Origin of the sequence: Candidatus Phytoplasma citri, from assembly GCF_002009625.1 — a bacterium.
Lineage (GTDB): Bacteria > Bacillota_I > Bacilli_A > Acholeplasmatales > Acholeplasmataceae > Phytoplasma > Phytoplasma citri.
Genome location: NZ_MWKN01000077.1, coordinates 1 through 513, shown reverse-complemented (window position 1 = coordinate 513; position 513 = coordinate 1). Strand labels below are relative to the sequence as shown.

Annotated in this window: 1 protein-coding gene; it reads left to right on the top strand. The window is 35.5% G+C overall.

Going from position 1 to position 513, the window contains the following annotated elements:
• On the top strand, nucleotides 1–513 hold a 513-nt coding region (locus B2G44_RS01970), incomplete at both ends, for a group II intron reverse transcriptase/maturase (RefSeq protein WP_307781449.1).

The following is a 513-nucleotide window of genomic DNA, read 5'->3' as shown; positions in this document are numbered from 1 at the left end:
AACTTACTATTAGTAAGGATAAATCAAAGATTGTTAAAGCCAGCAAAGGAACTAGGTTTCTATCCTACATGGTTAAGGTAAATCCCACCAATAAAACCCGTAAAGGAAAGACCACGCGAAATTCCTTAAACGGTAAAGTTCAAATCCAAATTCCCCAAGCGAAAGCCGAAGAATATGGATATGAATACAATTGGTTAAAAAGGGGGAAAATAAAACATGACGAAACATTAGCAGATAGAGATGAATTAGAAATAATTCGAACCTATCAAACAATCGTTAGAGGAATCATCCAATACTTTTGTCTAGCTGATAATCTAAGTGTTTTAACTCATCTGAATTATCTAGCAGAATATAGCTGTTTGAAGACACTGGCAAGGAAACGGAAAACGTCAATTGCTAGAGTTCGAAAGAAATTCAACAAAGGTTCAACCTGGGGTATCTCCTATATTAACAAAGGAAAGACTCAATACGAACCATGGGACGTTTACTCCTGGGATAAAATCAAAAAAATGC